This window comes from Arthrobacter sp. JUb115, from assembly GCF_004365035.1.
Lineage (GTDB): Bacteria > Actinomycetota > Actinomycetes > Actinomycetales > Micrococcaceae > Glutamicibacter.
Map to the genome: position 1 here is coordinate 117,867 of NZ_SOBS01000005.1, position 25,729 is coordinate 143,595.

The following is a 25,729-nucleotide window of genomic DNA, read 5'->3' on the forward strand; positions in this document are numbered from 1 at the left end:
TGAAAGAGTCATTTATTATGCGAATTGCTCTCTTTGCCACGTGCATTGTGGATGCTATGTATCCGGAAACCGCCAAGTCGACAGTGAAAATCCTGGAACGCTTGGGCCATGAAGTCATTTTCCCCAAGGCGCAAGCCTGCTGTGGGCAAATGCACATGAATTCCGGTTATATGCCTGAAGCCCTGCCCGTGGTCGAAAACCACATCAATGCCTTCGACACCGAAGACTATGACGTCGCGGTGGCCCCCTCGGGCTCCTGCGTTGCTTCGGTCAAGCACCAGCACCCTTTCCTGGCAGAGCGCCTGGGCAAGCCGGAGCTCAAGGAACGCGCAGTTGCCGTGGGCAAGCGCACCTATGAACTGAGCCAACTGCTGGTGGATGTCCTGGGGATCACCAACGCCGCCGAGCAGCTGGGCAGCTACTTCCCGCAGACCATCACCTACCACCCTTCCTGCCACGGCATGCGTTCGCTGAAACTCGGCGATCGGCAACTTGATCTGCTCAAGACCGTGGGCGGGATTACCGTCAACGAGCTTCCGGAAGCTGACCAGTGCTGCGGCTTCGGCGGTACCTTCTCGATCAAGAACTCCGATGTCTCCACGGCAATGCTCGAAGACAAGATGAAGAACATCTGCTCCACCGGCGCCTCGGCCTGCGCGGGCGGCGACGCCTCCTGCCTGATGCACATCGGCGGCGGACTTTCGCGCACCGGAGCCAAGCCAAAGACCCTGCACCTGGCAGATATCCTGGCCAGCACCATGGAAGAGACGGTGTCACTGTGACTCAGGTATTCCTCGGCATGCCTGCCGGCGGGCAGGGCAACCTGTTCGAGACCGAGCCATTCCCCAAGGCCGCGCACCGCGAACTGGGCAACACCCAGATGCGCAAGAACCTGCGCCACGCCACCCACACCATTCGCGACAAGCGGCTGAACGTCGTCGGCGAGCTTCCGGACTGGGAAGAGCTGCGCGACGCCGGCAGCGCCATCAAGAACCTGACGATGGCCAACCTCGAAGAGCGTTTGGAAGAGTTCGAGAAGAACTTCACCGCCCGGGGCGGCATTGTCCACTGGGCCCGTGACGCGGACGAAGCCAACAAGATCGTTACCGAGCTGGTCAAGGCGACCGGCTCGAAAGAGGTCGTCAAGGTCAAGTCCATGGCCACCCAGGAAATCGGCCTGAACGAGCACCTGGAGACCGAGGGCATCGAAGCCTTCGAGACCGACCTCGCCGAGCTGATCGTCCAGCTGGGCAACGACAAGCCAAGCCACATCCTGGTTCCGGCGATCCACAAGAACCGCACCGAGGTGCGCGACATCTTCCTCAAGGAAATGCCGGTAGTGGATCCGAACCTGACCGATGAGCCAGCCAAGCTGGCCGAAGCTGCCCGCAAGCACCTGCGCAAGAAGTTCCTTTCCGCCAAGGTCGCCATCTCCGGCGCGAACTTCGCGCTGGCTGATACCGGCACCCTGGGCGTAGTGGAATCCGAGGGCAACGGCCGCATGTGCCTGACCCTGCCCGAAACCCTGATCACGGTCATGGGCATCGAGAAGGTTCTCCCCCACTGGGAGGACATCGAGGTCTTCATGCAGCTGCTGCCGCGGTCTTCCACCGGCGAGCGCATGAATCCCTACACCTCGCTGTGGACCGGCGTGAGCGAAGACGATGGCCCGCAGAACGTGCACATCGTGCTGCTGGATAACGGCCGCACCCGCGCCCTGGCCGACCGCTTCGGCCGCACCGCGCTGAACTGCATCCGTTGCTCGGCCTGCATGAACGTGTGCCCAGTGTACGAGCGCACCGGCGGCCACGCCTACGGTTCGACCTACCCGGGCCCGATCGGCGCAATCCTCTCCCCGCTGCTGACCGGCATCGAGGTCGAGGAAAACGGTTCCCTGCCATATGCTTCCTCGCTGTGCGGCGCCTGCTACGACGCTTGCCCGGTGAAGATCAACATCCCGGAAATCCTCGTGCACCTGCGCGGCGAGGACGTGGATGCCAACCGCGACAAGCACAAGCTCCCGACCCAGATGGATCTGCTGATGAAGGGCGGCTCCTGGGCGTTGGGCAAGGGCAAGAACCTCGGCCTGCTCGAAAAGGCCTTGCCGCTGGGCCGGCTGATCTCCGGCAAGGAAAAGAAGATCAAGAAGCTTCCGGGCATCGCCGCAGGGTGGACCGCCAGCCGCGACATTCCCGCCCCGCCAAACAAGTCCTTCCGCGACTGGTGGAGCGACGAGAAGGAGTCCAAGTGAGCGCAAAAGACGAAATCCTGGGACGGATCCGCTCGGCACTAGCCGACGCTCCCGTCGCGCAAGAGGTACCCCGCGAATACCGCAAGACCTCGGATATGGGTGAAGCTGAGCTCATCGAGCTGCTGGTGGACCGCTTGGTGGATTACAAGGCCGGGGTGGACGTCATTGACGCCGCGCAGATCCCGGAATACGTAGCGGCCAAGCTGGCGGGAGCCTCCAGCGTTGTCTACCCGCATGGCTTGGACACCGGCTGGCTCTCAGGGCTGGGCGAGAAGGTCGAGCAGCGCATCGATGCCCCGGGCGCCCGGCTGAGCATCGCCGAACTGGATGAAACCAGCGCCGTGGTCACCTCGTCGGCCGTTTCGGTCGCCGAGTCCGGCACCATCATCCTCGATGGCGAGCCAAACCAGGGCCGCCGCGCGATTTCGCTGGTACCCGACCACCATGTGTGCATCGTGCCGTTCTCCTCGATCGTGCGCCTGCTGCCAGAAGCCATGCCGCGACTGGCCATCACCCGCCCGCAGACCTGGATCTCCGGCCCGTCGGCCACCAGTGATATCGAGCTGGAGCGCGTTGAAGGCGTGCACGGCCCGCGTACCTTGGACGTCCTGATGGTTCGCGGCCTGTAAGGCTGGCGCATTAAGCTTTCGCGGTCGGTTCCCCCCCTCCTAAACCTCCAGGGGAACCGGCCGCGAGTGCATTTAAGCGTGCTGTCGGCTTCTTGCCCTAGCCGCCGGCAATGAAACCCTTCAGGTCCGCCTCTATTCGATCGCGCGCGGCAAAAAAGCGAATCCGGCAGTCCAGCTTCGAACATTTCGCGGAAGCGCACCGGTGGCATGGAAACGCTCAAGCCCGCGATGACTTCCCTGGCTCCATCGTGACGGCAATCCGTTATGCTTCCCTTGCCTCGGATTTTCATCACCGGAGATACCTGGCGCACCCAGCCCGCCAATCCTGTCCAGGCTTGGACGTGTCCATGGCGCTGCCGCTGGACGCGACCGGTGAGTTGGGCGAATTCTTCGCTCAATTCATGACTGAATCACCAGTAACTGCCTAGCTGCCGATGCGTCATCTGCCCGTGGCAGCTGTCATCCAAAACAGCATCAGCGGGCAGATTCTGATTACATGGATAGGCAGGCGGAAGATTCTCACTTGAAGGGCCGGGATGGAGAAACAACAGGACCTTCGGATTTCGGTACGCACCATTCCCGATTCGGCTTTGCGCTTCGTCGGCTTCCTTTCCTTCTTCGACCGCTATGGCACCCCTCCCATGCTGGTCGCACTTTCGCTGGGTACCTCGCTCAGTTTCGCCCAAGCCGTCCAACTGGTAGCTTCCTATGCCTTGTTCTATGCCATAGGCCAGCCGATCTGGGGCGTGCTTAGCGATCGTTTCGGGCGTCTTGCGGTTTTGCGCGCGGCGCTCATCGGCGCTGGCCTCGGTGCGGTCGCCAGCATCCTGTTCACCGACTATTTGCCGCTACTCATTGCCCGCTCCGTCACCGGGTTCATGTTCGGCGCACTGTATCCCACACTGATGACGCTCCTGGGCGATACCCGCACCGGGGTGGAACGCGCTCGCGGCTTATCAGATTTGCAGATCTATTCCTCGCTGGGAACCACCCTGGCGACATTAGCTTCAGGAGCATTGGCAACATACGCGAACTGGCGGCTGGTGTTCCTGTTGCCTGCACTGGGTTGCGTAGCAGCCCTGTATAGCTTGCGGAAGGCGGCAGAGCCCGAGCATTCGCGTTCCGGATTCAAATTCCGTGCAGCTTTGCGTCCCATGAATTTGGCCCTTTATGCCATCGTCTTCCTCGAAGGCGGGCTGCTCATGGGATTGCTGACCTATATCGTTCCCGCCTTGCAAGAATCCGGTGTCGCTATTGGCTTGGCAGGAGCGCTAGGTTGCGCTTTTGCCCTGGGAGTCATTCTGGGTGCACGCTTGATGCGCCGATTGGTGGCGCGCATTGGCCGAACGTGGCTTATTGGCGGTGGAGGCCTGCTGCTTTGCGCAGCTTTCCTCCCTTCGGCGTTCGCTCCCTCCCCTGCCTCCTACACCCTCACCGCGTTCTTCCTGGGTGCCGCGAACGCGATCATGCACTCATCGATGCAGGGGTGGGCGACCGAAATCTCGCCTGACGCGCGAGCCACCACCGTTTCACTGTTCGTTTTCGCCCTGTTCGCCGGGGCCTCTGCGGCGACCCACCTATCTGCAGATCTAGCGCAGAATGGCCACTACGGACAGATCTCCGGGATCGGCTTGGCACTGAGCCTGTTACTCGTGGCGTTGGCGACTGGCACTCATGCGCTGTGGCGCAGAATGCACCCAGCCAGCTGACTTCCCTGGCAGGTACGGGGCATTCTGGCATTGCAGAGAGTTCTTCTAGAGATTAGATGTTATTGCCGGTTGCATGTGAGAATCTTGAATTAAGCGAACGAGCCTCACAAGTGGAAAGCAGGTTGCCATGACCAGTCCAGGCGAAGAACCACGAAACCCTTATTCTTCAGGGCACCAGGGTCAGAACCGTCAGTACCAGCAGCCTGGTTCCTACGATCTCAACGGCGTCCCGCAACAGCCTTACTACAATCAACAGGCACATGGCCAACCGGGCCAGTATCCCCCGGGCAACTTCGGCTATCCGACAGCATCCCAATTTCAAGGCACCCAGCTGGCACAGACCTCGATGATTCTTGGCATTGTGTCAATCTTCGTTGCAGGCGTGATCCTTGGCCCGATTGCTATTTTCAAGGCCAATAAAGCCGAAAGGGAATTCAATACGGTATCCACGGTCGGCAAAGTGACCGGTTGGATCGGCACCATTTTGGGCGTGCTCTGGATCGTGTATGTCGCATTCCTTGTCATCGGTGCTATCGCATTTTCCGTGGACCCGTCGTTCAGCGGGTCCTAGGCACATCTTCCCTCGACTTTAACGACAAAGCCTCCAGCTCACTTTCGTGAGCCGGAGGCTTTGCCGGTATCGGCCCTTATCCCGTCATCCCCATGACGGACTTCGGGAAACTTTTACTCTGCGGTTGGCAGTACGAACGAAGCGTCGATTTCGATCTTGACCTTGTCGCTGACCAGAACGCCACCGGCTTCCAGTGCTGCGTTCCAGGTGATGCCGAATTCCTTGCGGGAGATGGTCGTGGATGCGAAGAAGCCAACGCGGGTTGCACCGAAAGCGTCTACAGCTTCGCCGCCGAGCTCTGCTTCGAATTCAACTTCCTTGCTCACGCCGCGGATGGTCAGATCGCCAACGAGAATGAACTCGCCAGCCTCGCCCTTGACCGCAGTGGACTTGAAGGTCATGGTTGGGAACTGCTCGGCGTTGAAGAAGTCCTCGCCCTTCAGGTGGCCGTCGCGGTTAGCGTCCTTGGTGTTGACCGATGCGATCTGGACGGTTGCCTCGACCGAGGAGTCTGCCAGGGTTGCGCCGGTGGTCAGGGTTGCGTCGAATTCAGTGAAGCTGCCGCGAACCTTGGAGATGCCTGCGTGGCGAACCGAGAAGCCGATCTCGGAGTGCGATGCGTCGAGGTTCCAGGTTCCGGTGGTCAGTGCAGATGCAGTCATGTCTAAATCCTTTCGTCGGGCCATCAAGTAGTTGACGCCTCAATTTGTTTTGCTGATACCAGTATGACACTAATGAAGTTGAAGCGTCAACCACTTTCCCTAAAAAAGTTTCATCTGACTCTTCAAGAGACCCTTATTTTGATACTGACTAGGAAAGTTTCCACTGAAGTTATTTTTCATGCACCTCTTTACTCCGACGTGTACATGGCTAGACTGAGGCCATGAACGCAAATGACCCAGTTCCCGATCATGCCCAAGAAGAAGCCGAGTTATCCGCAGAGCTAGAGGAAATTTGGCAGGAAGAATCCATCACTACCGCTGCCACGACCGAAATCGCCGATGAAGTCGACGGCGAGCTAGGTACCCGGAATCAGCAATAGGTAGATGGCCTCCACCTATTTCCATCCTGCAAGCAAATCCATCCGAGAGAAACCAATCCCCAGTGAATCCTCGGCGACATTGAAATGGATCCCCGGCATCGCGATGACGGGGATCCATTGCTTAATCCATGCAGTTTTCGTTGACTCGGTTAGGGATTGGAGACCAAGCCTTGGCCAACCATCCATTCGAAGGCAACATCTGCCGGTTCACGGCCAACCACGTCCACCTGGTAATTCAGGTCCATCAAGACCTGATCAGTCAGCAACGGAGCGATCTTGTCCATGATCTGCTGGATTTCCGGGTGCTTTTCAAGGAATTCTCCGTTGAAAGCCGGGGCGGCGTTGTAGCTTGGGAAATACTTCCGGTCATCTTCCAGCACGGTCAAGTTAAGCGCCTTGATGCGCCCGTCAGTGGTGAAGACTTCACCGAAGTTGCACGCGCCATTAGCGGTTGCCTGGTAAATGGCACCCACGTCGTACAGACCGATATTGTCCTCAGCCACTTCTGAACCACGGTCGATATCGTAGTGTTCCAGCATTGGAGTCAGACCGTCTCGACGGGAATTGAATTCCGGGTCGACGCAGAACGTCAGATCTTCGGGGTCCAGCGTCTGCAGTTCGGAAAGCTTGGTGATACCCAGCCGCTTGGTCGTTTCTTCGTTCATCGCCAATGCGTAGGTGTTGTTCAACGGTGCCGGATTTCCCCAGATAATTCCATTGGCAACATCCTCATCGTGCACCGACTGCCACTGCTCTTCTTCACCCACAACAGGTGATTCGTGGCCCAAGTAGGTCAGCCACGCGGTACCGGTGTACTCCCAGAGCACGCTCGCGTCGCCGGAAAGCAGCAACTGACGTGCCGGCTGGGAGCCAGGAACATTGGTCAGGTCGGTGACGTCAAAGCCGGCAGCCTTGAGCGCGATCACGGTGATCTTCCCCAGCAGCAGCTGCTCGGTAAAGGACTTGGACGTGACGGTCACGGTGGTGCCTTCAGCGTTTTCGACCAGCGGCTTGATCTCGGCGGGGCCGGCGTTGGGCACCGTCCCGGTCGATGGGCTAAGTCCGCACCCAGTCATTCCGATCAGCGCGGCCATGGACAGGACAGCTAAATTCAGTTTGCGGTTCACGAAAGTCCTCTCGGTCGTGCCACCTGTTCGACGACGCGGCCAAGCCAATCAATCGTCAAAGCCAGCAAGGCCACTAGCAACGAGCCGGCAATCAGCACCACATTCAGGTTCAGGTTCACTCCCGTAGTGATCAAGATGCCCAGCCCGCCGCCGTTGATAAAGGTTGCCAACGTCGCGGTGCCTACCAGCAGCACCAGGGCTGTGCGGATGCCCGATAGCATCACCGGGACGGCCAACGGCAGCTCGACCTTCAACAGCACGGACATCTGGCTCATGCCGATTCCCCGCCCGGCCTCCACCAGGCGTTCATCAACCTGCTGCAGGCCAACAATGGTGTTGGAGAGCACCGGAAGAATCGCATAGATCACCAGTGAGACAATGGCAGTTTTCGGGCCGAACCCCAACCAGAAGGCCAAGAGCACGATGACGCCAATGGCGGGTGCGGCTTGGCCGAAGTTGGCAATGGCGCGCACCGCCGGGGCTGCCTTGCGCAGTCCGGGGCGAGTGAGCAGCACGCCGAGCGGAATCGCGATCAGCAGAACGATGAGCGCCGAGATGACCGTGATCTTCAGGTGGTCGAGGGTGTAGCCCCAAATCGTTGCCGGATCCAGCGTTTGCTGTTCGGTCTCGGTCAGGTCGGCTGTTACCAGCCAACCCACCAAGGTGGCGAAAGCAGCTGCGATTCCGGCGATCTGCCAAATCAAGCTGCGGGTTTCGGATCTCATGCCGATTCACCATCCTGCCCGGTGGCCGCACGATCGATATTCACGACGTTGATGGCACCCGAGTTCAGGCCAACCGGCGCCTCGTGATTAGCATCCGTGGTGTTGTTCGCGGCCGCGATCGCCTCCATGACGGTCTGCACCGTGATGACACCCGTGAGCACATCACGGCGTCCCGTTACCAGGGCCGACTCGGAACTGGCCACCAGCATGGTGTCCAATGCGTCGTTCAAGGTGGCCTGCTCACCGACGACCGGCATGGATTCATCGTAGGTACCCTCGATGATCTGGGCACGCGACAGTTGCCGGCGGTCCATGCGGCGCAGCGGACGTCCCCGCGAATCAAGCACTACCGCGTATTTGCGTCCGGCGCCCTGCAGCTGCGAGAGCACCTCCGAAGCATTCTTGCCCGGTGTGGTGGTGATGGCTTCTCCCAGTTCCACTTCGTTCACCCGCGTCAAGGTCAGCTGCTTCAAGCCGGCACCCGAACCGATGAAGTTCTCCACGAACTCGCTGGCCGGATTGGCCAGGATCCTTTCTGGGGAGTCGTACTGCTCCAGCTGCGCACCTTCGTTGAAGATCGCAATCCAGTCGCCGAGCTTCACCGCTTCGTCGAAGTCGTGGGTCACGCACACGATCGTCTTCTGGACTTCAGACTGGATGTTCAGCAGCTCATCCTGCAGACGCTGGCGGGTAATGGGGTCAACTGCACCGAATGGCTCATCCATCAGCAAGACCGGTGGATCCGCTGCCAATGCACGGGCGACGCCCACACGCTGCTGCTGGCCGCCGGAGAGCTCCTTGGGGAAACGGTCCCGGTAAAGTTCCGGATCCAGCGAGACGAGTTCCAGCAGCTCGTCGACGCGGGCAGCGATCTTCTCCTTGGGCCAACCCAGCATCTTTGGAACCATGGCGATATTGGTCGCCACGGTCATATGCGGGAACAGGCCGCCGGCCTGGATTACATAGCCAATGCGGCGGCGCAGTTCATCACCGTTCATGCCGGTGACATCTTCGCCGTCAATGACGATCTTGCCGCTGGTCGGCTCGATCAGGCGATTAATCATCTTCAGGGTGGTCGTCTTGCCGCAGCCCGATGGCCCCACGAACATCACGATGGACCCGGCAGGGATCTCCAGGGTCAGGCCGCCTACGGCCGATTTCTTTTGTCCCGGGTAGGTCTTGGTTACTTCTTCGAGCATGATCGAAGCGCCAGTGACATTCTGGGCCACGGCATTTTCAGGGATCTTATGTTCAGACACGGATACCTCGCGGGGTAGTCAGTCGGCCAATGCCGAGCAAAATCAAATCAAGGATGAGCGCCAGGATCACGACGCCAACTACGCCGGTGATCACGGATTCCAGGGAGTTCGCGCCGCCCAGACGCGAGAGTCCTTGGAAGATGAACCCGCCGAGGCCAGGACCCAGGGCGTAGGAGACCACTGCGGCGACGCCCATCACCATCTGGGCTGAAATTCGTACGCCAGTCAGGATCACCGGCCAAGCTATGGGAATTTCTACTGATATCAGAGTCTTCAGCCGGCTCATGCCGATGCCGCGCGCTGACTCGATAATGGTTGGTTCGATGTTGTTCAGCCCAACGATCGCGTTGCGCAGAATTGGCAGGGCGGCGAAGAACGTCACCACGATGACTGCCGGAGTAACCCCGAAGCCCACGGGGACAATAAGCAAACCGATCAGGGCAAAGGACGGAATAGTCAGGCCGATGGCGCTAATGCCGTTAGCCAAGCCGGATAGGGGCTTGTTGCGGTATACCAATACGGCAATCAGCACAGCAATAATTGTCGCCAGGATCAAGCACTGCGCGACTAGCGAGAAGTGCTGCCACGAGGCGAAGAGGATATGGCGAGATCGCTCGCCAAAAAAGTCACCCACATTAAAACCTGCTTCACTTTAGTTTCGTATCCAGATCGTTATTTCAAGACTGGTCTCTGGGACCGTAGCTTGCCATGAGTTTAGCCGGGTCAGCGGAGCATGGCCAAGCCACGTTTTCCAGATCAAAGCTCTGGCTCGGCCGTATTTAAGGCCAATTGCTATCAATTGCCGATCACGAAATATGGTGCACTTTCAGCGAAAAGTGTAGTGAGATAGATTCATGAAACTTGCAACGCTCCGCCTCGCCAGCGAACCAGGCCATACCACCGCTGCTGTCATTGAAGATGGCCGCGCCTACTACTTGGACAACCTCGATTCAGTGCAGCGTTTCCTGCGTCTTGATGACGCAACTCAGCAAGAAGTAGTTGCTCGCGCTTTGGTGGGTGATTCCATCGCCGAGGGCGAAGCCGACTACGCTCCGCTGATCCCCAAGCCGGAGAAAATCTACTGCATCGGGTTGAACTACAAGACGCATGCGGCCGAGGTCGGCGAAGACCTGCCGAAGTATCCGACGGTGTTCGCGAAGTTCGCTTCCACCCTATGCGGTGCCAAGGACACCATCGAAATTCCAGTGGAAGACCACCGGGTGGATTACGAAGCAGAGCTGGCCATCATTATCGGCAAGCCGGGTCGCCGCATCAGCCAGGAGGCTGCAGCCGCGCATATTGCCGGTTACGCCGTGGCCAGCGATGTGTCGATGCGCGGTTACCAGGGCCGCACCCAAGAGTGGCTGCAGGGCAAGATCTGGGATCGCTCCACTCCCCTGGGCCCGTGGCTCGTGACCCCGGATGAGCTGGATCCCGCCGCCCGCATTACCAGCACAGTCAATGGCACCGTGGTGCAGGACGAACAGATCGATGATCTGATTTTCTCGGCTGATGCCTTGGTTTCCTACCTCTCGACGTTCAATGAATTGCAGCCAGGCGACGTCATCCTGACGGGTACGCCCTCTGGTGTTGCGTTGGGCCGCCGCGACGAGAATGGGCGTCACCCGTGGCTCAAGCACGGCGATGCACTTGAAACCTCGATCGAAGGCCTGGGTACCTCTGCGGTAGTTTTCAACGCGCCGCAGAACTGATTTTTCTCGGTGCTTCCGGGGGCCTGTCCGCAGTTGCGGGCGGGCCCCCGAGGCATTAAGCCCCGTTCACAATTTTGCTATTGAGACTCATTCTCATATAAGCTTGAACGCGTGAATCTCATCGTTCTCTCCGCACTTGATACTTCCAGTCGCGACTCCGGCCTCAGCCACCTGGGACGCCACCATCCTGATGCCGTCATCTTGCGCTATGACTTCGTCGACGGCAACCGGCTGGTGCGCCACGTCTCCGGATCTGCAGCCGCAGAACATGCCGAAACCGTTCTTGGGCACCCCTGCATCGGCTGTGCGACGAAGTTCGAGATCCTGCCGACGATCCAACGCCTGGCCCCCGAAGATTCCGAGGCCGCAATGATCCTGGCGTTGCCCGCCACATGGCCTAGCGGAACAGTGCTGGACATGCTCGGCACAAAGCTCGAACCATTGGAAATCCGGATCAGCAGCATCGTCTTGTCCCTGGATCCCGCCGAATTGGAAAACCAGATGTGGGACCGGCACACCCTCTGGGAATCGGGATTCAACGCCATGGAACGCGATGCGAGGACGTCGGGAGAGTTCTTCTTCACCGAATTGATGCAGGCAGATACCCTCATTCCGGTCGAAGGCCTGGAAACCCAACTGCTCGAAAGTGCCACCGGTCCACGACGCGCAGGCGGCCCCGACTTTGAAGCCGGCCTCGAATTAGCTCGGCAGATGGCACCGCATGCGCATATCTGCGTGCACGAAGAAGGACTCGGCTCCTTCCACCCCGGAGCAGCGCACCAACGCACCAGCGCCGGGCACCTGCCGCAAACAGCAACCAATGCTCGCACTATGCCGATCCGCCTGCACGCCGAGCGCCCGCTTCATCCCGAGCGCTTCCGCCAGGCCCTTCCCTCCCTGGCCGAATCCTGCACGTGCATCCGCGGCATCCTCTGGGTGGCTAGTGCGCTCAGCGAGCGCGTGGCCATCGGGGGAGCCGGTCCGCGCATCTGGATGGAAAACACCGGAGCGTGGAACTCGAAGATCGCCGTCTCGGAATTGCTGCTCTACGGATCCGAACACGAAGCTTCGCAGATCGAGACGGTCTTCGAGCAATGCCAGGTCACCGAGGAAGAACTCAAGGACCTGTTCAGCTCCGCACATCATGAAGGAGGTGAATGGCATGAAAGTTAGGAACTCCATCCGTGCACTGAAGAAGGCGCCCGGCTCCCAGGTAGTGAGACGACGAGGTCGCGTATTCGTGATCAACAAGAAGAATCCGCGCATGAAAGCACGGCAGGGCTGAACCCCGGGAATTGCCGGCGTCCACGTCAGTGGATGCCGGCAATGCGGCAGCCAGCTCGAGCCCTTGGCCTTTTCGTGAAATTAAGTTAACGAACCGGACATGGCATCGTCCAGCGCGCTTTGTGACACGGCTCTCCCCTTGTCATATGATGGCACTCACATAAGGGGATCGGCTTCTGGCTTGAGACTCTTGATCATCAGTCACTCGCAAATAAGGATGTTAAATCCATGGACGATTTGGGCGCTCTCTTCGGAGATATTTCCTCCGTCATTTGGGGACCGTTTGTCCTCATCCCGCTACTTTTGGGCACTGGCCTGTACCTGACTATCCGTTTGGGCGGCCTGCAATTCTTCAAGCTCGCCGCAGCGTTGCGCCTTGGCCTGCTCAAGCGCAAGGATGCCGAGGCAGAAGGCGATATCTCGCAGTTCCAGGCACTGACTACAGCACTGGCCGCCACCGTTGGCACCGGTAACATCGTCGGTGTCGCAACCGCCATCGGCATCGGTGGTCCGGGCGCCCTGTTCTGGATGTGGGTTACCGGCCTGCTGGGCATGGCATCGAAGTACACCGAGGCGTATCTGGGCGTGCGCTTCCGCGGCACCGACGCCGCAGGCGAAAAGTCCGGCGGTCCGCAGTACTACTTGGAACGCGGCGTCAAGGGTCCGTTGGGCAAGTTCTTGGCCCTGTTCTTCGCTATCGCTGCCACCCTGGCCAGCTTCGGCATCGGCAACATGACCCAGGGCAACTCGATTGCCGCCAACTTGGATAATTCCTTCCATGTGACCCCTTGGGTTACCGGCGTTATCCTGACCGTGCTGTCCATCGCCGTATTGGTTGGCGGCATCAAGTCCATCGGCCGCGTTACCGCTGGTTTCGTTCCAGTGATGATCGTCTTCTACGTAGCAGCATCGATCTACATCCTGATCGCCAATGTGGGCGGCATTCCTGCCGCCTTCGGCGAGATCTTCACCGATGCCTTCACCGGCACATCGGCAGTGGGCGGCTTCGTCGGCTCGGCCATCATCATTGCTATCCAGTATGGTGTGGCCCGCGGCATCTTCTCCAACGAGTCCGGCATGGGTTCAGCAGCGATCGCCGCCGCTTCGGCACAGACCACCCACCCGGTTCGCCAGGGCCTGGTCTCCATGACCCAGACCTTCATCGACACCATCATCGTTGTTACCTGCACCGGCCTGGTCATCATCACGACAGGTACCTGGAAGATGCTCGATGGGGAAACCGGCGAGCAGATCTCCGCTGCACTGATGACCGGCCAGGCATTCACCAATGGCCTGCCCGGACAGTGGGGCCACTGGATTGTGACCGTCGGCCTGGTCATGTTCGCCTTCTCCACCATCCTGGGCTGGTGCTACTACGGCGAGCGGAACATCGAGCGCCTCTTCGGCCGCAAGCTCGTGATGCCGTTCCGCATCGTGTTCTCGCTGGTCGTCTACGTAGGCTGCACCACCGAGCTGACCGCCGTTTGGAACTTCTCGGACATGATGAACGGCCTGATGGCGCTGCCGAACCTGATCGGCCTGCTGATCCTCTCGGGCATGGTGGCCCGCGAAACCCGCTGGTACCTCAAGCATGACCCGAAGCTGGAAGCCAACAAGGCGCAGATCGAGGACTTCATGAATGAGCGTCCGGGTTGGGCTGAATGGAAGGCTGGCGACGTCGTCGGTTCCTCGCGCAACCGCGGTGCCCACGAGGCATAGGCTCCGCAAACAGCAAAGAACCCGTCCAGCATCTGATTGATACCAGATGCTGGACGGGTTCTTTGCTATTGGAAGACAGCTAGAGGCTTAGGCGTTCCACAGGCCGTAGGAGTCGGCCAGGTCGGCAATCTTTTGGGCACGGGCCAGACGCGGCAGGTATGAGCCATCGCCCACCGAAGCGCCGGCAGCGTGCGCTTCGAGCAGTTCCATTGCCCAAGACAGCTCGTCTTCGCTGGGTGCCAATGCGGCGTTAATGCCATCAACGTGATCGGTGGACAATGACAGCTTGCCGGTCATGCCCATGGAGGCGGTGATGCGAGTTTCCTCCGTCACCTTGGCGGCGTCGGCACCTGCCGGTGGAGGTCCATCGATAGCGCCAGGCAGCTTGCCTACACGCGAAGCGATCACGAGCCGTCCGCGTGCGTAGGCCAATGCCATCGGGTCGTCGGAGACGCCGGTGTCCTTGCGGAAGTCGTTGATGCCGAACGCCAGGCGGAAGGTACCCGGGGCCGAAGCGATCTGCGTAGCATTCTCGATACCCAAAGCGGTTTCGATCAAGGCCAGGACGGGAGTACCCGCGCGAAGCCGCATTGCGCTGTAGGTAACCTGTTCAGGCTGCTCGGTCATGGCCAGCATGATTCCACGCAGGCCGGGAGTTCCCGACAGCGCGGCAAGATCATCGGCCCAGAAATCAGTGTCAATGCCATTGACGCGTACCCACGCAGTCATGCCATTGGACAGTGCTCGCACTACGTTATCGCGAGCCTGGATCTTCTGGTCGTCAGGAACGGCAGCTTCCATGTCAAAAATCACCGAGTCCGCTTCACAAGCCAGTGAAGGAGCGAAAGTTTCCTCCTTGGCCGCATTGACCAAGAGCCAGGAACGGGACAATTTTGCAGGAAGAGCCGCAGCTCGACGATTTCGGAATGCCATACGTCCTACACTACTCACTCGGCCCTCCAAGCTTCCACTGGCCATGTACAGTATTTGCTTCAAGTGAACCGAAAGGCGCGGAATGCAGCGCTGGAGCAGTCCGGATGCACGACACCAAACTGAACCGGGTAGCCTTCTGCGCAGTGGAGCTGAGCATGGATGCAGTGTTGCCTGCGGCGCTCCACGGGCTCCCGCGTTCTGCCATTTCCGAAATCCGACCGCAGGCTGGAAACGCGGGAATTGATCATCGGTGGTTCTGATTCTGCAGATCAACTGCCTCCCGCTAACTCCATTCGCCGGAACCGGAGGATTTCCTTCGCATAGTTTCCCGTGGCTTCATTCTCGGACACAGCCGGCCACCCGGAGGTCCAGCAGCAACCAAATGCCCCATTCAAGTGCAGGTTCTGCCCATCTGGCCACTGCGCGAAGCAGCGGGCTGCCTGCCCGAATCCAGTGGCGTATAACCAACTTCACAACTGTTAAGCTTGCTCGCAGTCCAGGGTGACGAACAAATATAGCTGGTCAATATATCTGCGATAACCTCTTTCAGCGGTCTCGTTCTCCTTCGAAGCAGGCCGTCTCCTTCGAAAAACCGAAGGGATCTGCTCATGAAAGGTGCAGCCGTGGCGAACGATTCCACGCAACTGAAAACCGTTTCCGATGGAACGAATCTTGAGCGCGGACTGTCCAGCAGGCACATCCAGCTCATGGCGATCTCCGGAGCAGTCGGCACCGGACTGTTCATGGGCTCCGGCAAGACCATTTCCGCTGCTGGTCCGTCGGTCATCTTCGTATACATGATCATCGGCTTCATGCTCTTTTTCGTCATGCGTGCCATGGGCGAGATCCTGCTCAGCAACTTGAACTACAAGACCTTCGCAGATTTTGCCGGCGATCTCTTGGGACCTTGGGCTGCCTTCTTCACCGGCTGGACCTATTGGTTCTGCTGGGTCGTCACCGGCATTGCGGACGTAGTCGCGATCGCCCAATATGTCGCCTACTGGTGGTCCGAGATCCCGCTATGGCTCCCGGCGCTATGCTGCATCCTGCTATTGGTCGGGCTGAACCTGCCCACCGTCAAGGCTTTTGGTGAAACCGAGTTCTGGTTCTCATTGGTGAAAATCGTTGCAATCCTGGCATTGATCGTTTGCGGCTTGGCAATGATTGCCACCGGATTCAGTTCTCCCGAGGGAGACACCGCTTCCTTCGCCCACTTGTGGGCGCACGGTGGCATGTTCCCCACTGGTTTCATGGGCTTCGTCGCGGGCTTCCAGATCGCCGTTTTCGCCTTCGTCGGCATTGAATTGGTAGGTACGGCTGCGGCTGAAACCAAGGATCCTGAAAAGAATCTCCCTAAGGCCATCAATTCCATTCCGCTGCGCGTGATCCTGTTCTACGTCGGTGCCTTGACCGTCCTGATGGCCGTCACCCCCTGGTACAAGTTCTCCGCTGATGCATCGCCATTCGTTGGCATGTTCTCGATGGCTGGTTTAGCCGCAGCTGCGGGTCTGGTCAACTTTGTCGTGCTGACAGCCGCCGCTTCAAGTGCAAATTCCGGGATCTATTCAACATCGCGCATGCTGTACGCCCTGTCGCAAGATGGAGACGCTCCGCGGAAGTTCAGCAAGCTTTCTGCCACGCAGGTGCCACGCAATGCGTTGCTGTTCTCCTGCATTTTCCTTCTTGCTGCCGTCGTGCTGTTGTACGCGGGTGACTCCGTAGCCCAGGCCTTCACGTTGGTGACCACGGTGTCTGCCCTGTGCTTCATGTTCGTCTGGTCAATGATCCTTATCAGCTATTTGGCCTTCCGCAAGCGCCGCCCGCAGCTGCATGATGCCTCCAAGTTCAAGGTCCCCGGCGGCATGGGAGCCCCCTACATGGTCCTAGCTTTCTTCGTATTCGTCCTGTGGGCATTGACCACGCAGGCCGATACGCGTGCTGCGTTGCTGGCTACGCCCCTGTGGTTCCTGGTAGTTGGAATGTTCTACCTGAAGGTGCGCAAATCCGATGGCCATCAGGCTCTGCGCGCAGCACATCGGGCAAAAGTCCGCGCGGAGAACGAGGCCGCTGCAATCCATCGGCGAAGCTAGACCCTTGGCAAAGGATGCCAAGGCCTAATTGTGCCGGGCAACTACATATTCGTAAGGGATATCCCTGCCGACGAGTAAGACTTCTAGCAGCCCCAGGCTTTCTCCGTATCTCTGATAAGCCAAGGGCACCTGCTTGCGGATCCCGGTACTGATCTTGGAGAAGTACAACAGTGTTCCGTCCTTCCAGCGGCCGGTGTGCCTGTGGGCGAAAACCTCATTCCATTCCAGCACGGACGCAGAAAATCCGTTGAGCATCTGGATGCTGTCATCCATGTCCAGCCCTCGAACAAGGAATTCTGGGTGCCCGATGCGACTCAGGCCAACGGTGTAGGCAAGCGATGGGCTGATCCGGTCCGACTCAACAAAAATCACTTCATGTCCGTAGTCGCGGATCCGCTGGTCGATCAGGGCTTCCAGTTGCTTGCGTGTCATGCCACTGCACATATCGCACATGGTCAAGTTCCTTTCCTCTGCCTGCTCATCTTTTGACGATGCGGCGCAGTTCCTAGTGAGCCGACTGTTGCTGGATCACGGCGAAGTCCCTGGGTTCCGTGCAATGCAGAGTTCTTATCGGGATGTCGCCAAGGATCAGACTGGTGAGGGGAAGAGTGTTCAGTTCCGCCTCTGGCTCCGAGAAAATGAGCTCGCTAAATAGCGATGTGTTGTGGGTACCTTCGGAAAAGACTTGTCCATGCTCGACGACTTGTGATGCCAGATGCGTGAGAAGCCCAAAAACATCATCTTCGTCTCCACCGATACTGACGATTTCAGGATGCCCTCGTTTCGCCAATCCCAGTGTGTACCCCAGGACCTGTTGCTGCCTTGCCATAGTGCTGAGGACTACGGCATACCCCTTCTCTGATATTTCGCGCAGCGCAACAACGCCAAGTAGCTGCATTTCGGGCAACGAGCTGCGGACACTGAGATGGACGCCTTCAGGATTACTCATCGCATTCCTCCTTGGTTGATCTGATGCCAGCAAGTGTGGCGCGAATTCCTCGCCCCGGCAGGAACTTTCTACGATTGTGGATATCCCAAGACAACGGCCTCAGAACAGGCCGGCGCATGAAAAAAGCACTGCCCGCAACGAGTCGTTGCAGGCAGTGCTTTTTCGCCAGTTTTTTCTACTTGGCCTTATCTGCTTCCGCAGCCACAGCCGCGGCAACAGCAGGCATCACGCGGTCATCAGTTGCCGAAGGAATGATGTAATCCGCTGCCAGATCATCGCCAACCAGGTCGGCAATGGCATGGGCCGCCGCGACTTTCATGCCCTCGGTGATCTTCTTGGCGCCCGAGTCCAGGGCGCCGCGGAAGATGCCCGGGAAGGCCAGCACGTTATTGATCTGGTTCGGGAAGTCGCTGCGGCCAGTGGCCACCACGGCCGCATACTTCGCGGCAGCATCCGGCATGATTTCCGGGGTCGGGTTGGACAGCGCGAAGATGATGGCGTCCTTGTTCATCTTCGCCACGGCAGCTTCTTCGAAGGTCGAGGAGGAAAGTCCTACTACGACATCCGCGCCGTCCAGTGCCTCAGCCAGGCCACCCATGACATCTTCACGGTTGGTGCGGCTGGCCAGGTCGGCCTTGACCGGATTAAGGTCGTCTCGATCGCGGTGGATGGTGCCACGCGAGTCGAGCACGATGACGTCATCCACGCCGGCCGAAAGCAGCAGGTTGGTGACGGCGACGCCAGCCGAACCAGCGCCGGAGATGACGACCTTCAACGAGCTGATGTCGCGCTTGGTCTGGCGGGCAGCGCCGATCAGAGCTGCCAGCACTACCACCGCGGTGCCGTGCTGGTCATCGTGCATAACCGGGATATCCAGCGCCTCGATCAGGCGCTTTTCGATTTCGAAGCAGCGCGGGGCGGAGATGTCTTCCAGGTTCACGGCGCCGAAGCTCGGACGCAGGCGAATGACGGTTTCGACGATTTCACCGACGTCGGTGGTGTCCAATACCAGCGGGATCGAATCCAGACCGCCGAATTCCTTGAACAGGGCGCTTTTGCCTTCCATGACCGGAAGCGAGGCAGCGGCGCCGATGTTGCCCAGGCCCAGCACAGCGGTGCCGTCCGAAACCACAGCAACCAGGCGGGAGGCCCAGGTGTGGGTGGCGTGCTTGGCTGGATCATCTGCGATGGCCTGGGATACCTTGGCTACACCCGGAGTGTAGGCGATGGACAGGTCGCGCTTGGTGTTCAGCGGCATTTGCGATGAGACGGAAAGCTTGCCGCCAAGATGGGCGTCGAAAATCTCTTCGTCGGTGATGGTGGACAGGTCTTTAGTGGATTCAACAGACATTGAATAGCTCTTCTTTCAAGAAAGTTCTGATTGACGAAAACGCAGTACCCACGAAATTGGTGGCAGAGCGTAGGAACGCGCATGACCATTCATCCGACCGCAATGGAGCGTGACCCACAGGCAATTAAGGAGGGCGTCAGGCTTCCATGTACACAATTCCCAGAGGGGCTCCGCCGGGTGAGGCTGAAGGATCCGTCATGGTGTGCCGGAAGATGGCTGGTCAGTACTTTCTTTAGACCTACGTTTTCCACCATACGGGAACCGCTTGGCGCTGTACAACCCCCATTCGTCGCATCTGTGTCATAAAGGAGTTGCGACAGGCAGTCCATTTGCAGCGTCATGAGGTGCGCCCGAAGGACATCTCAGGCAAAATAAGGGCCATGGCATCACCGACTTCAGCACTGGGCAGGGTCCGCACCTTCGAGGCGTTAGATGAGAAGACCACCGCGCGGCTACGCCGCGCGCTGGACGAGTCGGATGACACGACCGTGTTCGTCAACGGCACCGCGTTGAAGTTGCCCAAAGAAGCGCACCAGGCGCTGATCGAGGTGCTCTCGCGGTTTGCAGATGGCGAGTCCGTCAGCATCGGCACACCCGAGCTGCTCCTTAATACTTCCCAAGCAGCCCAAATGGCCGGGATTTCCAACAGCTACCTGCGCAAGCTGGCCGATGCGGGGATTATTCCGGTGGAATACCGTGGAACGCATCGCCGCATTCGCCCAAGCGCCATCCAGTCTTGGCTGGATTCCCGCACCGAAACCGAGAAGTGAGCCAACCAGCCGGCGAATACGCCAGCGGCCCGCAGGAAGTCGGATGATGGGATCGCCTGCTGATCAGGGTCCCGGGTTATTCCCTGTTCGCATGGATGGGCGCCTCCCGGTCTTGGGTATTTCCGGGCTTCGGCGGACTGCGTCGAATTACTGGTCCTCTTGGTCCGGCAGTGCTGGCTGGCCGGGAGCTAGCCGCGAAACCTTTCCGAGAAACTTCACGGCCGCGTCAATGCGGCGTTGGGCCAGCTGAAGATCGAGGAACGCAACGCCTCGCCTGGAGCAAAGAATCACGTGGTTGAAAACTCAGCTCTTGCCAAGCCTTGAATTTCCTGCTGGAATACCAAAGTATTCTATTTGAAAACAATTCCTGTGCCGCACCCAGCGCAGGAACCCCGCTCCCCCGCCCCTGGAGCCTTGCCGAGGAGAACCATGACCACCGCATCAGAATCGCTGACCACTTCGCACGAATCCTTGCTATCCGAGCGCGCGGCCGGAATCAAGCAGTCCGCGGTGCGCGACGTCTTCGAGCTCTCCTTGGACCCTTCCTTGGTATCCCTGGCCGGAGGCAACCCCTACCTGCAGCTGCTCCCGCTGGAAAAGGTCGGTGAAATGGCCCGGCGCATCATCGTCGAGCAGGGCCCCGAAGCATTGCAATACGGCTCCGGACTTGGCACTCCTGAACTGCGTGCACAAATTATCGATGTCATGGCAGCTGAAGGCATCACGAACGTGGGGGTCGAAGATGTGGTGGTCACCAACGGCTCCCAGTCAGCACAAGACATGGCCTGCAAGGTCTTCTGCAATCCCGGAGACACTGTGCTCTGCGAAGATCCGACCTACGTCGGGGCCCTGAATACCTTCGAGGCCTACCAGGTGTCCGCCCGCCCCGTGGGCACCGATGCAAATGGCTTGATTCCTGATGCCTTGCGTGCCCGCATCGCCGAATTGCGCGCCGCCGGCGAGCGCATCAAATTCCTCTACACCATCCCGAACTTCAACAACCCATCAGGGATCACTCTGGCGGCCGAACGCCGCCAGGAAATCGTGGACATCTGCCGCGAAGCCGGCATCCTGATCCTGGAAGACAACCCGTACGGAATGCTGCGGTACGAAGGAACTCCTGCGCCTACCCTGCGGAGCCTGGACCCGGAAAACGTCATCTACATGGGTTCCTTCTCCAAGATCTTCGCGCCCGGCCTGCGCATCGGCTGGGCCGCGGTCCCGACCCACCTTTTCCGCCGCTTCTACCTGGCCGGCGAGGCGGTAGCCCTGTGCCCACCGACCTTGAACCAGATGATCATCAGCGCCTACCTCAACGAGCATGACTGGAAGGGGCAGATCACCAAGTACAACGACCTGTACCGTTCCCGCCGCGACGCGATGCTCGAAGCATTGGCCAAGTACCTGCCGGCAGGTGTCACCCACACTCGTCCCGAAGGCGGCTTCTTCGTCTGGTTGACCTTGCCTGAAGGCATTGACACCTACGCGCTGCTGCAGCAGGGCGTGAAGGCCGGGGTCATTTTCATTCCAGGCGCGGCATTCAGCCCGAGCGGCCAAGCCGACAATAAGCTGCGCTTGGCATTCTGCTCCGTTGACGAGAAGACCATCGACGAAGGCGTCCAGCGTCTGTCGGGTCTGCTCAAGAACGAGATCTTCAAACTCTAAGTCCGGAGGCTTGTACCGGGAGCCCACGGCCCGGTACAAATGGCCGCCCCTGCATCCTTGATGGGAAGCTTGCTGTCCGCCTCCTGGCCAAGTCCGCACAGATCCAGTCGGGGCTGGATCTCCGGCTAGCCCTGCGCGATCCGGGATTCCACGGAAATCTCAAGCAGCTTCTGCTCGGTCGCTTTCAAGACACGGTGCGCAGGCCATATCGCCCGCAGCTCGCGTAACAGCGCCGGCCCATCAAACGGGATCTCGACGAGCAGCCCCTGCTCCAATTGGCTCTCTACCGCCAAATGGCTGAGCACAGCGGGTCCCATTCCGCGCGCCACGCACTGGCAAATCGTTGCGTTCGAGTTGAAGACAGCGACCGGATTCGGGCGTTCGGCATGGGCAATGTAATCCAAGAATGCCCGGGTGCCGGAGCCTTCCTCGCGTTCTATCAGCGCCGTGCTTTGCAATTCGTGAAGGCTCAGCGGTTCCTTCCGTTGTGCCCAAGCATGTGAAGGCGACGTGACCACGAGCATTTCATCGTGAAGTACCTGCCGGCTTTTCAGGCCCAGAGGAATGTGCGGGGTTTCCACGAATCCTAGTCCCAATTCCTCCTGCTGCACTGCACGAATAACATCTTGGGAATTCATGATCTTCATTCGAGGGATGACTCGTGGCAGGGCACGATGCAGTAGTCCGATCCAATTTGGCGCCAAGAATTCTGCCACCGTCATGCTGGCTCCGAATTCCAGCTCTCCCTCTCCGGTTTCAGCCAGCGAGCGCGCGCCAGCGGCGAAGGCTTCCAGGCTGGACAGGACTTCACGAGCCCACTGGACGGTCAGCACTCCCTCTGCCGTCAAGCGCGATCCGGTGGTCTTGCGTGCCACAAGCTGGTATCCCAGCCGGCGCTCCAACGTTTTCAATGCGCGGGTGGCATTTGGCTGCGCCATCCCGGCCGCACGGGCACCGGCGCTCAGGCTCCCGTGATCGGCGATGCCGACCAGCAACTCCAATGAGGAGGGTTGAATCCAGCGGGCAATGTCTTCGAGAGATGACGAGCTGCTTTCCATATCATGATCATATGTCCGCGATAGCAAGAAGTGGTATACCGCAATTCGCCATGCCGGAGAAGAATTATTTCCATGCACGACTCCACAAGTCCCGTCAAAGAATCTGCCACCTCCAAACGTGACCAGTCCGGACATCGAAAACCTGCTTCGCGTTTCGCTCCGGCTCTTCCGGGACTGCTCCTCTGCCTTGCCGCCGGCATCTTGTGCATGTTCGCCAGCCGCTACATCCATGGCCTGAGCGCCCTGCTGCTGGCTATCCTGCTCGGTGCGCTGTGGCGCAATCTTGCCCCGGTCCCGCAGGCTTTTGCCCCCGGCACGGCAATTGCCGGCAAGAAGCTGCTGCGCCTGGGCATTGTGCTGCTGGGCTTGCAGCTCTCGCTGGGCACCATCCTCGGCTTGGGCCCCGGGGTACTGCTGGTGGTGGCCCTCTCGGTTGGCATCACGTTCTTGGCCACCTTGTGGATCGGCAAGAAGCTCGGCATGGATCTGCCGCAGCGCCTGCTCATCGCCACCGGCTTCTCCATCTGCGGTGCCGCCGCGGTCGCAGGTGCGGAGAACGTCGTCAAGGCCAAGCAGGATCAGGTCGCCACCGCGATCGGGCTGGTAGTGCTCTTCGGGACATTGATGATTCCGCTCATGCCGGCGGTGGGCTTGCTGCTCGGGCTGGATGAACGCAGCATCGGCATGCTCATCGGCGCGTCCACCCATGAGGTCGCACAAGTCGTCGCCGCCGGCGGTTCGGTAGGTGCCGGCGCCTTGGCCGTGGCGGTGACCGTCAAGCTGGCCCGGGTGGTCCTGCTGGCTCCAATCATTGCCGGCGTCGGCGTCTACATGCGGCGGCGCCAATCGGTGCAAGGCGGCAAGAACCCGCCACTGGTGCCGCTGTTCGTCCTCGGGTTCCTGGCGGCAATGCTGCTGCGCACCACCGGGCTGGTTCCCGAGGCGTGGCTTGCAGTTGCGGCCAGCGCGCAGACGCTCCTGCTTGCCGCGGCCATGTTCGCCTTGGGGCTCGGGGTCCACCTGCGCAGCATCGCAAAAACCGGCGGACGTTCATTGCTGCTGGGGTTGCTGTCCACCGTGGTGATCATCGCCGTGTCGATCGGCGGAACCCTGCTGTTCCCGCCGGCCTAGGCATGGCAGCTAGGTGATCCCGCCGCACCTATTTCGCGCTCCAGCCGCCATCCATGGTGTAGGACGCTCCGGTCACCATGCCCGCGGCATCGGCACTGAGCCAGGCCGCCAGCGAAGCGACTTCCTCTGGCTCAACCAGGCGCTTGATGGCCGATTCGGCAAGCATGATCTCCTGGATGACATCCGACTCGTCAATGCCATGCGAATTCGCTTGATCGGCAATCTGCCGCTCCACCAACGGGGTACGCACATAGCCCGGGTTGATGCAGTTGCTGGTGATCCCGTAGTCGGCACCTTCCAATGCAGTGACCTTCGACAGTCCCTCCAACCCGTGCTTGGCCGCAACGTAGGCGCTCTTGAATGCGCTGGCCCGGAGTCCGTGGATCGAAGAAATATTGATGATGCGGCCGAAGCCGCGCTCGCGCATGCCGGGCAGTGCTGCCCGGATCAGCAGGAACGGCGACTCCAGCATGAGCCGATGGATCAGCCTCCAGGCTTCGGGGTCGTACTCATGGATTGGAGCCACCCTTTGCACGCCGGCGTTGTTAATCAGGATGTCGGTATCCACGCTGAGATCTTCCAGCGACGCGGTATCCGAAAGATCCACAGCCCATGCTTTTCCGCCGAGCTCGCGGGCCGCTTCTTCAGCGGCCTGTTCATTGAGGTCGGCAATCGTCACGGTGGCACCGGCGTCGGCCAATGCCCGGGCACTGGCCAGGCCTATGCCGGAGGCGCCACCGGTAACCAAGGCGCGGCGCCCCTTTAACCCCTGGGGCCATGGGCCAATTTGTTCCGCCATTGCGCTCATCCTCTGCTCGGCTCCCCTGCGGCTTCCAGTTGCGATGCCCGCAGCTTCGCGCAGGTCTCTGTGATTCAAACTAGGCTCCGTCAGGAATCCGGTCAACGGCATTTGCTGTGCAGATTCCGCAGGTCAATGTGCAAGCATGCACAGCGGCTTCTGCCGGTTGCCCGTTTGCTGTGCGCTGGAAGCTAAGCTGGCTCTCGAAGGCTATTTTCACTTCCAAGAGCCAAGGACATGGTAGGCAATGACGACTTCCCCGATACCTGCGACTCCCGCCGAGGTCCCGATCCGCAAAGCGGCCAGTGTTTTGCTGCTGCGCGAGGCAGCTGGCGGGTTTGAGGTTTTCGTCCAGCATCGCGTGAACACCATGGACTTCGCAGCCGGCATGGTGGTTTATCCCGGCGGCCGCGTTGATGCCCAAGACGGCCAAGCGGTGGCGGCAGGAGAGCTGGATCCCGCCTTGCTCAGCGAGCACGCCCGGCAATGGGCGCGCACCTCGATCCTTGGGGAAGGACCAGATCGCGCGGAGCATCTGGCCGGGGAGATCCTGGCCGCAGCACGTCGTGAAGTCTTCGAGGAGACAGGGCTGCTGCTGGATCCTGGCCAACTGCGCCCCTGGGCCAATTGGGTCACCCCAGCCGGTTTCCCGCGGCGGTTCGATACGTACTTCTTTGTCGCGGCATTGCGCGCCGGCCAGGAACCGCTCCACCAGACCACCGAAGCGGTGATCTCCACATGGATCAGCCCCCAGGAGCTCTTCGCTTCCCTGGAACGCGGCGAGATTAAAATGATGCGCCCTACCCAGCGCACCTTGCGGGATGCGATGGAGCAGGGCAGCATCGAGCAGATCATTGCCAGCGAGCCAGCCATCTCATCGGTTCATCCGGATCCCCGCGATTCCCTCTCGGGAAACGCTGTGCGGAATTCGGAAAAGCAGTTCAACGCCTGATTG

General features: G+C 59.7%; 26 protein-coding genes. 15 read left to right on the forward strand and 11 right to left on the reverse strand.

What is annotated here, in order from left to right:
• Positions 1–17: 17 nt before the first annotated feature.
• The 5 genes from EDF61_RS10520 to EDF61_RS10540 all read left to right on the forward strand — a co-directional run bounded on the left by EDF61_RS10520 (position 18) and on the right by EDF61_RS10540 (position 5,160).
• A complete protein-coding gene (locus EDF61_RS10520) occupies positions 18–782 on the forward strand; it encodes a (Fe-S)-binding protein (protein ID WP_105656268.1) in 765 nt (254 codons plus the stop codon).
• 17 nt (positions 783–799) lie between these two features.
• On the forward strand, positions 800–2,251 hold the full coding sequence (locus tag EDF61_RS10525) for a LutB/LldF family L-lactate oxidation iron-sulfur protein (protein ID WP_133834176.1): 1,452 nt from the start codon (positions 800–802) through the stop codon (positions 2,249–2,251).
• Complete coding sequence (locus EDF61_RS10530; protein WP_133834045.1) at positions 2,248–2,880, forward strand: LutC/YkgG family protein; 633 nt, start codon at positions 2,248–2,250, stop codon at positions 2,878–2,880. Before EDF61_RS10525 ends, EDF61_RS10530 begins: the two co-directional genes overlap by 4 nt.
• Positions 2,881–3,416: 536 nt before the next feature.
• The gene (locus EDF61_RS10535; RefSeq protein ID WP_133834046.1) at positions 3,417–4,589 is read left to right on the forward strand and encodes an MFS transporter; all 1,173 of its coding nucleotides are present in this window, start codon (positions 3,417–3,419) and stop codon (positions 4,587–4,589) included.
• Positions 4,590–4,716: 127 nt separating this feature from the next.
• Positions 4,717–5,160, forward strand: coding sequence for a DUF4190 domain-containing protein (locus tag EDF61_RS10540; protein ID WP_133834047.1), 444 nt, complete (start codon positions 4,717–4,719; stop codon positions 5,158–5,160).
• Positions 5,161–5,273: 113 nt separating this feature from the next.
• Here EDF61_RS10540 and EDF61_RS10545 read toward each other — a convergent pair whose 3' ends face one another.
• Entirely contained in the window at positions 5,274–5,822 is a 549-nt protein-coding gene (locus tag EDF61_RS10545; RefSeq protein WP_105656264.1) for a YceI family protein, read from the reverse strand.
• A 221-nt stretch (positions 5,823–6,043) separates the two neighbouring features.
• Between EDF61_RS10545 and EDF61_RS18805 the strand changes: the two genes are divergently transcribed.
• Positions 6,044–6,202 carry a hypothetical protein gene (locus EDF61_RS18805; RefSeq protein ID WP_166650780.1) on the forward strand — a complete coding sequence of 53 codons (159 nt, stop codon included), beginning with the start codon at positions 6,044–6,046 and terminating at the stop codon, positions 6,200–6,202.
• Positions 6,203–6,351: 149 nt separating this feature from the next.
• Here the strand turns inward: EDF61_RS18805 and EDF61_RS10550 are convergent, their stop codons facing one another.
• The 4 genes from EDF61_RS10550 to EDF61_RS10565 are packed head-to-tail and all read right to left on the reverse strand — an operon-like array spanning position 6,352 to position 9,947.
• Positions 6,352–7,329, reverse strand: coding sequence for a glycine betaine ABC transporter substrate-binding protein (locus EDF61_RS10550; RefSeq protein ID WP_208294260.1), 978 nt, complete (start codon positions 7,327–7,329; stop codon positions 6,352–6,354).
• Complete coding sequence (locus EDF61_RS10555; RefSeq protein WP_133834048.1) at positions 7,326–8,054, reverse strand: ABC transporter permease; 729 nt, start codon at positions 8,052–8,054, stop codon at positions 7,326–7,328. The genes EDF61_RS10550 and EDF61_RS10555 overlap by 4 nt, the downstream gene beginning before the upstream one ends.
• Complete coding sequence (locus tag EDF61_RS10560; RefSeq protein WP_133834049.1) at positions 8,051–9,313, reverse strand: betaine/proline/choline family ABC transporter ATP-binding protein; 1,263 nt, start codon at positions 9,311–9,313, stop codon at positions 8,051–8,053. Before EDF61_RS10560 ends, EDF61_RS10555 begins: the two co-directional genes overlap by 4 nt.
• Positions 9,306–9,947 carry an ABC transporter permease gene (locus tag EDF61_RS10565; protein ID WP_105656261.1) on the reverse strand — a complete coding sequence of 214 codons (642 nt, stop codon included), beginning with the start codon at positions 9,945–9,947 and terminating at the stop codon, positions 9,306–9,308. Before EDF61_RS10565 ends, EDF61_RS10560 begins: the two co-directional genes overlap by 8 nt.
• A 220-nt stretch (positions 9,948–10,167) precedes the next feature.
• Here EDF61_RS10565 and EDF61_RS10570 point away from each other — a divergent pair, with 220 nt between their 5' ends.
• The 4 genes from EDF61_RS10570 to EDF61_RS10585 all read left to right on the forward strand — a co-directional run bounded on the left by EDF61_RS10570 (position 10,168) and on the right by EDF61_RS10585 (position 14,028).
• A complete protein-coding gene (locus tag EDF61_RS10570) occupies positions 10,168–11,025 on the forward strand; it encodes a fumarylacetoacetate hydrolase family protein (RefSeq protein WP_133834050.1) in 858 nt (285 codons plus the stop codon).
• Between the two features lie 111 nt (positions 11,026–11,136).
• Positions 11,137–12,198: a GTP-binding protein gene (locus tag EDF61_RS10575; RefSeq protein ID WP_133834051.1), complete on the forward strand. Its 1,062-nt coding sequence runs from the start codon at positions 11,137–11,139 to the stop codon at positions 12,196–12,198.
• Positions 12,188–12,310, forward strand: a complete 123-nt coding sequence (ykgO, locus tag EDF61_RS10580; RefSeq protein WP_073707785.1) for a type B 50S ribosomal protein L36 — start codon at positions 12,188–12,190, stop codon at positions 12,308–12,310. The genes EDF61_RS10575 and ykgO overlap by 11 nt, the downstream gene beginning before the upstream one ends.
• Positions 12,311–12,537: 227 nt before the next feature.
• On the forward strand, positions 12,538–14,028 hold the full coding sequence (locus EDF61_RS10585; protein WP_133834052.1) for an alanine/glycine:cation symporter family protein: 1,491 nt from the start codon (positions 12,538–12,540) through the stop codon (positions 14,026–14,028).
• Positions 14,029–14,115: 87 nt separating this feature from the next.
• Here EDF61_RS10585 and EDF61_RS10590 read toward each other — a convergent pair whose 3' ends face one another.
• The gene (locus EDF61_RS10590) at positions 14,116–14,961 is read right to left on the reverse strand and encodes an HpcH/HpaI aldolase/citrate lyase family protein (protein ID WP_105656257.1); all 846 of its coding nucleotides are present in this window, start codon (positions 14,959–14,961) and stop codon (positions 14,116–14,118) included.
• Between the two features lie 608 nt (positions 14,962–15,569).
• Between EDF61_RS10590 and cycA the strand changes: the two genes are divergently transcribed.
• The gene (gene cycA, locus EDF61_RS10595) at positions 15,570–17,051 is read left to right on the forward strand and encodes a D-serine/D-alanine/glycine transporter (RefSeq protein WP_133834053.1); all 1,482 of its coding nucleotides are present in this window, start codon (positions 15,570–15,572) and stop codon (positions 17,049–17,051) included.
• Between the two features lie 24 nt (positions 17,052–17,075).
• Here the strand turns inward: cycA and EDF61_RS10600 are convergent, their stop codons facing one another.
• The 3 genes from EDF61_RS10600 to EDF61_RS10610 all read right to left on the reverse strand — a co-directional run bounded on the left by EDF61_RS10600 (position 17,076) and on the right by EDF61_RS10610 (position 19,351).
• A complete protein-coding gene (locus tag EDF61_RS10600; protein WP_166650781.1) occupies positions 17,076–17,483 on the reverse strand; it encodes a DUF4262 domain-containing protein in 408 nt (135 codons plus the stop codon).
• A gap of 73 nt (positions 17,484–17,556) precedes the next feature.
• The gene (locus tag EDF61_RS10605; protein ID WP_105656254.1) at positions 17,557–18,000 is read right to left on the reverse strand and encodes a DUF4262 domain-containing protein; all 444 of its coding nucleotides are present in this window, start codon (positions 17,998–18,000) and stop codon (positions 17,557–17,559) included.
• A 175-nt stretch (positions 18,001–18,175) separates the two neighbouring features.
• The gene (locus EDF61_RS10610) at positions 18,176–19,351 is read right to left on the reverse strand and encodes an NAD(P)-dependent malic enzyme (protein ID WP_133834055.1); all 1,176 of its coding nucleotides are present in this window, start codon (positions 19,349–19,351) and stop codon (positions 18,176–18,178) included.
• Between the two features lie 380 nt (positions 19,352–19,731).
• Between EDF61_RS10610 and EDF61_RS10615 the strand changes: the two genes are divergently transcribed.
• Together EDF61_RS10615 and EDF61_RS10620 are read left to right on the forward strand one after the other, a co-directional pair.
• Positions 19,732–20,121 (forward strand): helix-turn-helix domain-containing protein, encoded by a 390-nt coding sequence (locus EDF61_RS10615; RefSeq protein WP_105662004.1) that lies wholly within the window; start codon positions 19,732–19,734, stop codon positions 20,119–20,121.
• 429 nt (positions 20,122–20,550) lie between these two features.
• Positions 20,551–21,786, forward strand: coding sequence for an aminotransferase-like domain-containing protein (locus EDF61_RS10620; protein WP_133834056.1), 1,236 nt, complete (start codon positions 20,551–20,553; stop codon positions 21,784–21,786).
• A gap of 125 nt (positions 21,787–21,911) precedes the next feature.
• On the opposite strand, the gene EDF61_RS10625 is transcribed toward EDF61_RS10620, so the two are convergent.
• A complete protein-coding gene (locus tag EDF61_RS10625) occupies positions 21,912–22,844 on the reverse strand; it encodes a LysR family transcriptional regulator (RefSeq protein ID WP_133834057.1) in 933 nt (310 codons plus the stop codon).
• A gap of 72 nt (positions 22,845–22,916) precedes the next feature.
• Here EDF61_RS10625 and EDF61_RS10630 point away from each other — a divergent pair, with 72 nt between their 5' ends.
• Complete coding sequence (locus EDF61_RS10630; RefSeq protein WP_133834058.1) at positions 22,917–23,975, forward strand: YeiH family protein; 1,059 nt, start codon at positions 22,917–22,919, stop codon at positions 23,973–23,975.
• A 28-nt stretch (positions 23,976–24,003) separates the two neighbouring features.
• Here the strand turns inward: EDF61_RS10630 and EDF61_RS10635 are convergent, their stop codons facing one another.
• On the reverse strand, positions 24,004–24,774 hold the full coding sequence (locus EDF61_RS10635) for a 3-hydroxybutyrate dehydrogenase (RefSeq protein WP_133834059.1): 771 nt from the start codon (positions 24,772–24,774) through the stop codon (positions 24,004–24,006).
• A 247-nt stretch (positions 24,775–25,021) separates the two neighbouring features.
• Here EDF61_RS10635 and EDF61_RS10640 point away from each other — a divergent pair, with 247 nt between their 5' ends.
• Positions 25,022–25,726, forward strand: a complete 705-nt coding sequence (locus EDF61_RS10640) for an NUDIX hydrolase (protein ID WP_133834060.1) — start codon at positions 25,022–25,024, stop codon at positions 25,724–25,726.
• Positions 25,727–25,729 lie beyond the last annotated feature (3 nt).